This window comes from Deltaproteobacteria bacterium (genome assembly GCA_020848905.1).
Classification (GTDB): Bacteria; Myxococcota_A; Polyangia.
Genome location: JADLHG010000065.1, coordinates 1 through 8119, shown reverse-complemented (window position 1 = coordinate 8119; position 8119 = coordinate 1). Strand labels below are relative to the sequence as shown.

General features: G+C 71.9%; 8 protein-coding genes and 1 pseudogene. 3 read left to right on the top strand and 6 right to left on the bottom strand.

What is annotated here, in order from left to right; all coding sequences use genetic code 11:
• Positions 1–102: 102 nt before the first annotated feature.
• The 4 genes from IT371_28120 to IT371_28105 form a co-directional block, all read right to left on the bottom strand.
• Positions 103–651 carry a hypothetical protein gene (locus IT371_28120; GenBank protein ID MCC6751551.1) on the bottom strand — a complete coding sequence of 183 codons (549 nt, stop codon included), beginning with the start codon at positions 649–651 and terminating at the stop codon, positions 103–105.
• A gap of 457 nt (positions 652–1108) precedes the next feature.
• Positions 1109–2095, bottom strand: a complete 987-nt coding sequence (locus IT371_28115; protein MCC6751550.1) for an SWIM zinc finger family protein — start codon at positions 2093–2095, stop codon at positions 1109–1111.
• Complete coding sequence (locus IT371_28110) at positions 2092–5130, bottom strand: DEAD/DEAH box helicase (protein MCC6751549.1); 3039 nt, start codon at positions 5128–5130, stop codon at positions 2092–2094. The genes IT371_28115 and IT371_28110 overlap by 4 nt, the downstream gene beginning before the upstream one ends.
• Positions 5131–5195: 65 nt before the next feature.
• Complete coding sequence (locus IT371_28105; protein MCC6751548.1) at positions 5196–5684, bottom strand: hypothetical protein; 489 nt, start codon at positions 5682–5684, stop codon at positions 5196–5198.
• On the opposite strand from IT371_28105, the gene IT371_28100 reads away from it, so the two are divergent.
• The 3 genes and pseudogenes from IT371_28100 to IT371_28090 all read left to right on the top strand — a co-directional run bounded on the left by IT371_28100 (position 5592) and on the right by IT371_28090 (position 7206).
• On the top strand, positions 5592–5789 hold the full coding sequence (locus tag IT371_28100) for an ATP-binding protein (protein ID MCC6751547.1): 198 nt from the start codon (positions 5592–5594) through the stop codon (positions 5787–5789). The genes IT371_28105 and IT371_28100 overlap by 93 nt on opposite strands.
• A gap of 224 nt (positions 5790–6013) precedes the next feature.
• Positions 6014–6913, top strand: a complete 900-nt coding sequence (locus IT371_28095; GenBank protein MCC6751546.1) for a hypothetical protein — start codon at positions 6014–6016, stop codon at positions 6911–6913.
• Positions 6914–6948: 35 nt separating this feature from the next.
• Positions 6949–7206: pseudogene (locus tag IT371_28090) on the top strand (DDE-type integrase/transposase/recombinase).
• A gap of 89 nt (positions 7207–7295) precedes the next feature.
• Here the strand turns inward: IT371_28090 and IT371_28085 are convergent.
• The gene (locus IT371_28085; protein ID MCC6751545.1) at positions 7296–7514 is read right to left on the bottom strand and encodes a hypothetical protein; all 219 of its coding nucleotides are present in this window, start codon (positions 7512–7514) and stop codon (positions 7296–7298) included.
• A 250-nt stretch (positions 7515–7764) separates the two neighbouring features.
• Positions 7765–8007, bottom strand: a complete 243-nt coding sequence (locus tag IT371_28080) for a hypothetical protein (GenBank protein ID MCC6751544.1) — start codon at positions 8005–8007, stop codon at positions 7765–7767.
• Between the last annotated feature and the right edge of the window lie 112 nt (positions 8008–8119).

Below are 8119 nucleotides of genomic sequence, written 5' to 3'. Positions count from 1 at the left end.
GCTTGCGGGGCTGGCCGCCGCCTCAGGTACAGATGCGGGTTTCGGCACGATCTCGGGTCCATTCTCCGCCCATCGCTACATACATTACAAGGGGGAGCTGTCTCACGAGACGTTGACACAGGGGGCGACGCCCTCGGCGAACTGCTCGTTCGCCTGCCTCAAGCAGTCCACGAGCACGGCCGAATCGTCGCCGCTCCACACGCCGCTCTCGGGGATAGGAACCTCGGTCGGCGCCTTGACCTCGACGCGGAACGTGCCGACCGTACCTTCGGCTGCGAGGTCGAGCAGCCGGCGCTTCCGGCCCGGAGGTCTCGGCTGCACCTGGAGGCCGAGCTTCCCCGCGAGCACCCAGCACGCCATCGCCTCGGACGTGGCCGAGCGGAAGCCGGCTTCGTCATCCCCGGTGAGCCGGGCGACGAGGTCGTCGTCGAGCAAGCCCGTCGCATCGGCGGCGTCGAGATACGCCTCCCAAGCCGCCCGCCTCGCGCGCCAGATGCGAAGCCGGCGCGCTCGGGATGGCTCGCTCGGATACGGCCCCGAAGCCGTGACGGCGTCGTACCGCTCACGGAGCGCCGGGGTCACGAAGTCGAGCCGTTGCGCGAATCGTTCGATCACGGCCGGCGAGAAGACCCGCTCGAACGCTCCACTCATGGCACGTCTGGGTCTACCACATGGTGGCGAGGGTAGATGACGCTCTGGCGCTCTCGTTCAGGACCAGGCTCCTCTCTTCGTAGGAGCCGCTGACGACCGGGAAGAGCAGGTCGGCGTTGCGGCTGTCAAAGCGAGAAAGCCGATCTCGCCCATGATCAACAGACCGCCCGGCACGCGTCGACCACGCACTGGATCTGCCGGAAGTCGTCCACGCACGAGCGTGACCGCCGGGAGCTGGGCCACCGCGGCGCACGCGCGCGACAACAGCGTCGTCGAACGCGTCCACGCGCGGCGACCCGGGGCTCGGAGAGAAGTAACTCCGAGCCCTGCCTTCTGGAGCGGTCGCGCGGATCATCCGATCAGCGGGCGACGTGGGCCAGCTACGCCGTCGGCACGGCCCGCTCAGGCTTCTGCGGTCTCAGGTGGCTGCCGACGGGCTCGCGAGGCGCGGGGCGTTCTACTCAGCGCCCCGTCGTTTAGCAGCAGCGGCCTTCCGAGCCGCGCGGCCGCGGGTCGATGTCGGCGGCGGCGCTGACTCGTCGGCGTCGCTCGGCTCGGCCATCGCGATGCGGCGCGCGGTCTCCGCGGCCGCGCGCACGAGGGGCGCGAGGACGTCGGCCGGACTCGCGTCTCCCTCCCACGTCGTCGGCGCACCCAGCTGGCGCAACACCGCGCCGTGGGTGACGGGCTCGTCGAAGCTGAAGTGCAAGGTCGGCAGCGGCTCACGGGGCTTGTCGTACTCACCGGCCTCCACCTTGCCGAGCATCACCGTCGGGATGTCGATCGTCGCGTCATCGGGCGTGGCCTTGGACTTGCCCGCCTTCTTCGCAGACGTCTCGCCGATGCCGCCACGTGCAGCACGGAGCGCGTCGAGCACCTGGTCCTTGGTTCTTCCGCGCAGCTCGAAGAGTAGGAACGGGTCGCGATCGAGCGCCTCGCCGAGCACGTAGTGCGTGGCCGCGACGTGCTTGCACGGATCCCCCCAGTCCGGGCACGAGCAGCTCGTCTCGAGGTCGGCGCGCTGCTTGGGGAACAGGCTCACGCCTGCCTCCACGAAGACCTCGTCAATGCTCTGCGGCATCTGCCCGGCGAGCAGCGCGGCCGAGAACTGCGCCTTCTTCGCCAGGCCGTCGATGGCCTTCCTCCAAGCGGGTGCGCTGAGCTCGGTGAGCGCGATCTTGATCTTGTACGGCGTGGCCCGCGAGCCGGTGACCTTGGCCGTGACCTTGCCGCCTTGGACGACGAGGTCGTGCGTTCGCCCGGCACGTGCGTAGGTCCGCCCGCGTGCGAGCCGCGCGGAGTCCCCACCCAGCACGCTCTCGAGCGCCTCGATCCAGCGCCGGCCCCACCACGTGGTGCCAGCCTCCTTCATGCGGATGCCACGCTCCGGCGGTGGCTTCTTCGGGGCGGACCCGTACCAGCCGAAGCGGCTCCGGCGACTCACGGCCGCACCTCGCTGCGGACGCGCGCCGAGCGTGCCTTCGTGCGCGGTCTCACCGGGACGGACGCGCCAGCGTCGTCGTCGTCACCGTCCGCCACGGCTCCCTCGGACAGCGCGAAGAGGTCGCGCAGCTCACGGCCGTCGAGCTCGGTGATCCACTGCTCTCCGCCGCCGACGACCTTCGAAGCGAGGTCGCGCTTCTGATCGAGCAAGCGGTCGATCTTCTCCTCCACGGTGCCGGCGCAGACCAGCTTGTGGACCTGGACCGCGCGCTTCTGGCCGATGCGATAGGCGCGGTCGGTGGCCTGGTCTTCGACGGCGGGGTTCCACCAGCGGTCGAAGTGGAAGACGTGGTTCGCCGCCGTGAGGTTGAGGCCTGTGCCGCCCGCCTTCACGGAGAGCACGAAGACGCGTGGGCCATGCGGTTCCTCCTGGAAGCGGCGGACCATCTCGTCGCGCGCCTTCTTCGGCGTGCCGCCGTGAAGAAACACGACCTCACAGCCGAGGTTCGCGCCGAAGTGCTCGACGAGCTGGTCGCCCATCTCGCGGAACTGGGTGAACACCAGCGCCTTGTCGCCCGCGGCCACCGCTTCTTCGAGCATCTCGGTCGTGCGCGCCAGCTTCCCCGACCGCCTCGGGAGCGGGCCGCGCTCGCCGAGGTACTGCGCCGGGTGGTTGCAGATCTGCTTGGTGAACATCAGCAGCGCGAGCACTCGCCCACGTCGTTCGATGCCGTCCGAGGACTCGATGCGCCGCAGCTCCTCGTCGACCACCGCCTTGTAGAGCGTGGCCTGCTCGCGCGTGAGCGTGCAGACGACCTTCATCTCGTGCTTCTGCGGCAGGTCCTGGATGATGGTCGGGTCACTCTTGAGGCGGCGCAGGATGAATGGCCCGACGATGCGGCGGAGGCGCGCGGCCGCCTGGTCGTTGCCGTAGCGCTCGATGGGCAGCGCGAAGTCCCTGCGGAACGCCTCGAGCGGGCCGAGCAGGCCGGGGTTGGCGAAATCGAGGATCGACCACAGCTCCGCGAGCCGGTTCTCGACGGGCGTGCCGGTGAGCGCGAAGCGGTGGCTCGCCCGCAGAGCACGGGCGGCGCGCGCGGTCGCGGAGGAGGCGTTCTTGATGTTCTGCGCCTCGTCGAGCGCAGCCACGGACCAGTCGATCCCCGACAGCAGCTCGGCATCGCGGCGCAAGAGGCCATACGTGGTCACGACCAGCGTGCCGGGCTGCTTCGGGAACTCGCTCGCCGACTTCGCCCGCGATGCGCCGTAGTGACGGACCACGTCGAGTGACGGCGCGAAGCGCTCGATCTCTCGTTCCCAGTTTCCGACCACCGAGGTCGGAGCGATGAGCAGCGCCGGCCTCCCATCACGATGCGCGTCGTCCTTCCGGCGCAGGAGGAACGCGAGGAGCTGCATCGTCTTGCCGAGGCCCATGTCGTCGGCGAGGCAGGCACCGAGTCCGAGCGCGCCCATGGTGACGAGCCAGTTGAGCCCGCGCGCTTGATACGGACGAAGCGTCGCCTTCAACGCCTTGGGTGCGCCGAGCTCCTTGGCTCCACCGTTTCGAAGCCGCTCCACCAGCTCAGCCACGGCACCCGACGCGGCGACCGCGATCGACATCCCACCCTGTCGCGCCTCGCCCGCGAGCACGGCCTGCATCGCCTCGCGCGCGCTGAGCTTCGACGCGCCACTGGCCAGGCGTCTCTGGATATCGCCGAGCTCGCGCGGATCGATCGCGACCCACGCACCCCGAAACCGGACGAGAGGCGCCTTCTGCTTCGCGAGCGCGGCGAGCTCTCTCGCCGTCAAAGGTTCGTCACCGATGACCGCTTCCCAGTCCACGGCAAGCAGCTCGTCGAGCGCGAGCCCGGCCGCTCCGGTGACGACACCGGCGACCTTCTTGCCGCTGCCGCCGACGCGCATGCGCAGCCGGAGGCGCCGCTGGCCGGCTGCCGTGAGCTCGCCCGGCACGATGACGCCGAAGCCCGCGTCCGCGAGCAGGGCAGCGCCGTAGCCAAGGAACGTCCACGCAGTGGCCGGATCGAGCTCGACGGCCTCGGGGCGCGCTTCCTCCAGCGATCCCGCGAGCGCAGGAAAGAGCCGCGACGCACGTCCGAGCGCCTCGAGCAGAGCCTCTTGCGGATCGCGAAACGCGCGCCCGAGCTTCTCGAGGCTGCGTCCCTTCGTCTTCCATACGTCCGAGGCAGGAACGAGCAGGCTCGGATCGTCGGGCGACTGGAGCAGGAAGCGCAGCACGAACGGCTCGCCGTCGTCCACCGGCAACTCGAGGCGAAAGCATGCGCGAAGGCGGTCACGTGCGCCGAGGGCCGGCTCGCTCCAGCGCGCCAGCTCGTCCACCACGGAGCGCTCCGCGAACCCGTCGGTCTCGAAGCTGCGCTGATCGCCGCCGAGCGCGGTGCGCCAGCGATCGGGCCAGGCATCGGGCGCCGCTCGCGCTGTCTTCGCACGTGAGCCGGGCGTCGAACCGCGCCCCGGCGCCCGCGAGCCGCCGAGCGACGGTCCGCCGCGTGCGGTTCGCACCAGCGCGTCGACGACGGCATCCAGGTACGCGCGCACGAGCGCATCCGGCGCCCACACGGCGCCCGAACGATCGCCGGCTGCCGCGACCGCGTGCGCCGCAGGGGGCATGCTCGCGGCGATCGCCGCGACCTTCGCCGCATCCTCACTACCCGCAAGGGCTGCGGCCCAGCGCGCCTCGACGCGTCCCCCACGCCGCGAGATCGTCGGCACCACTCGCTCGCGGGCGGCGAGATCCATCGCGAGCTTGCTGGCCAAGGCCCACGTGGCCACCGAACCGGGCAGGCTCTCGAGGTCGGCGGCCGGCACGACCGCGAGCCTGGCCATGGTGTCGAACAGCGGTAGCTTGAAGCCGGAGGTGCCGCGGAGGCCTTCGGGGGCGACGAGCTTCGCATGCCAGGGCTCGCCGCCATCGCCCAGCGTCGGCAGCAGGCGCGGCGAGGGTTCGGTGCCCCAGAGGAACAGGCACTCGACGTCGGGCAGGTACACGAGCGGCATCGGTCGCCCTTACATGCCACACGGCGCCCGTTCTCGGGGAGGCGAAATCTCGGGAAGCCCGAGGTTCAGGCGCCGCAGCCCGCGTCGAGGGTCGCGACCTCGGCGGCAGTCGAGCGGAGCGGCAACACCTCGAGGTCGGCGCTCTCGCCGGTGGCGCGGCGTTCGACGGACCCGGGCCCAACGCGCCCCTTCTGGGCCTGGCGCACTCGCCAGCCCAGGTCGGCCGAGTCGGTCGAGGTCGTCTCTCGCCCGATGAGCTCGCGGTGCGGCACCTTCGACTCGGGCACGGGGAGCTGGGTCAGCGTCACGTTCGCGGCGGTCGGCTCCGGCACGGTGGTCGGAGGTGTCGGCTTCACGTTCGCCTCCTGCTCTCGCAGCTCCAGCGGCTCGCCGATCCCGCGTAGCAAGGAGGTCCCGGTCGGCCCTTCCAGGTCGTCTGCCGCCGCTCCGAGCAGAGGAGCCTGGTCCGGACCACCCGCCTCGCGCTCCGCGACTGGCCCACCAGCTTCCCCCGCGCCACCTGCGCCACCGCGCTCATCGATCGCGTCGTCCACCACGCCGACGTGATCGCCGTCGAAGGCGAGAGCTATTGCGCCCGCGGGGCCGGGCGGTCCGCCGAGGCCCGGCGCGCGAAGAGGACCGAGGTGCCCGGCCGCTGACGCCCGCCGCCGGCCCGGCGCCCCAAGCGAGGCGGCGGCCCCGGCCAGCGGGCGCTCGGCTCCGGGTGGGGGGACGGGGACGGGGGCGGGAGCGGGGCGCCGCCGCGAAGGCTACCCCCCCACTTGACCACTCCGTCGGGGGTCGAGTATGCGGTGTGGCGCGCTTCGGGGCCGAGCCTGCACGGCGGCGGGCGCATACACACCCACCGGAGGATTCGGTCGACATGCTGAAGCGAAGCGTGAGCACGGGGCTGGGACTGAGCTTGCTGATCGCCGTGGCCGGCGCGGCGCACCGGGCTGCGGCCGCGCCCGCGGTCCCCGAGGCGACGCCGCCGGACAAGGACCCGAAGGTCCGGGAGGCGGAGGCGAAGGCGAGGGAGGCCACCGCGCGCGCCGAGGCCGCCGCCGCGAAGCAGCGGGAGCTGCAGCAGCAGGTGGACCAGGCGCGCACGGGCAAGCTGATCCGGTTCGGGCTGACGGCCGGCTTCGCGCTCGTCGGGCACTCGCGGTCGAACGTGGGCACCGACGGTGTCCAGCAGCGCAGCTTCGAGGTCGGGACGATGCCGTACTTCGCCGTCGTGCCTGCCTACTGGTCGCTCAGCGACATCGAGGCGACGTACTGCGCCTCGCGGTTCTCGGAGGCCGATCACGCCGCGGCGCTGAGCGTCGCCCTCGCCGCCGCGCGGGAGCGCGCGAAGGCCCAGCTCCCCGACTGCGTCCGCGCGGACCTCGAGAGCCAGGACGAAGCCAAGCGCCGCGCGGCCGAGGCGCGTCTCGCCGCCAAGGCCAGGAGCATCTGGACACCGGAGGACGAGAGCCGATGCTGGCCGACGCTCCTCGCCCTCTACGTGGGCATGCCGCTGAAGTACGATGCCGACGTCCGCCCACCGTGGCGCGCGTCGGAGGGGTACGGTGAGGCAGAGCGGCGCAGCGTGGAGCCGACCATCTCGTTCGGTGCCGCCCTCATCCCGAACACGCACATCTCGTTGCTCTTCGGCGTGACTCACGCGCGCATCAGCCTGCCGCAGGAGTCGGGTGGTCCACGGCAGACCAAGCGGTTCGGCACCTACACCTTCGGCGTCGGCGGGAACATCGACCTGCTCGGCTCGCTGCTGAGGCCGTAGCGCCGCCGCGCGCTGCGCCACCGGCGCGTCCGGCGCTGCTCGACGACGCGTCGCGCTACGTCGTCGCATCGCGGGTCGCCAGCGACGAGCGCGAGCACACCCTGCTCGAGCTCTTCGCGCAGTCGCTGACGGAGCACGGCAAGCGCGACGCCCTGTACCTGGACCACGGCGCGACCTACCGCAGCGCAGTCCCGCAGCTCGCGTGCGCGCGGCTCGGGATCCCCCTGCTGCACGCGAAGTCGTACGACGCGGCGGAGCGCGGGAGGCTGGGGCGCTTCTGGCGCCGGATGCGCGGGGAGGCCCTGTCGCACCTCGGGCTCGACCCTGAGCCTGGGCGGCACCGTGTACGAGGTGCCGCCCGGCTACCTCGGGGGGCGGGTCGTTACGGTCGCCACCAGCCTCTTGGATGCCACCGAGCCAGAGCGTCCTGCACCTCGGCGAGCCAGGCGTGGGCCAGACGTGCGTGCTGCACCCGCCCTCGGCCGCGGCCAACCTCTTCCTCGCCGTCGAGCCGCACGTGCAGGACCCGCGGCGCGACCGGGTGCGCCCCGTCTCCCTCCTCGACGAGGCGCACCTGCTGCACCCCGACCTGCTCGCGCACCTGCACCTCCTGATGAACCACGAGTGCGACGCCCGCGCGCCGCGCTCACTGCTGCGAGTCGGGCTGCCGGAGCTCGAGGGCAACCTGCAGCGGCGCGCGCCCCGGTCGCTGCTCACGCGCGTCCACCCCCGCTTCCTCATCGCGCCCGCATCATCGCGTCCTCCACCCGGACGACGGGGGAGTCACGTTGAAGCCGTTCCCCCGGCTGGCCGAGGCGCTCCGGACGCCGCTTCGACTCGTGTTCGACGGGTCACAGGAGCAGCGTGGCGAGGTCCGACACGCCCGTGAGCGGGCCCGCGCGTCCCCCGCCGCGCCGCCGAGGGCGGCCGTCCTCCGCGGTACAGTCCCCAGTGACGAGGTCCGCCCCGTGAAGACCCCCGAAGGAACCGCGAGCGACCCGGCGGCCGCGCTGGAGGTCGCCCCGTGGGACGCTCATGACCAGGAGCTCGTCGCCCACGTCCATCCCAGCGACTGGAAGGGGTGTAGACCTCATCGTGACGTCCTGGGTCGACGACTCTTCGCCGGGCGGGGCGTGAGGTCGACCACGTTCGCGAGCACGTGGACCTCGCGATGGTAGGTGGCGGCCACGAGCGCCCAGGCTTCGT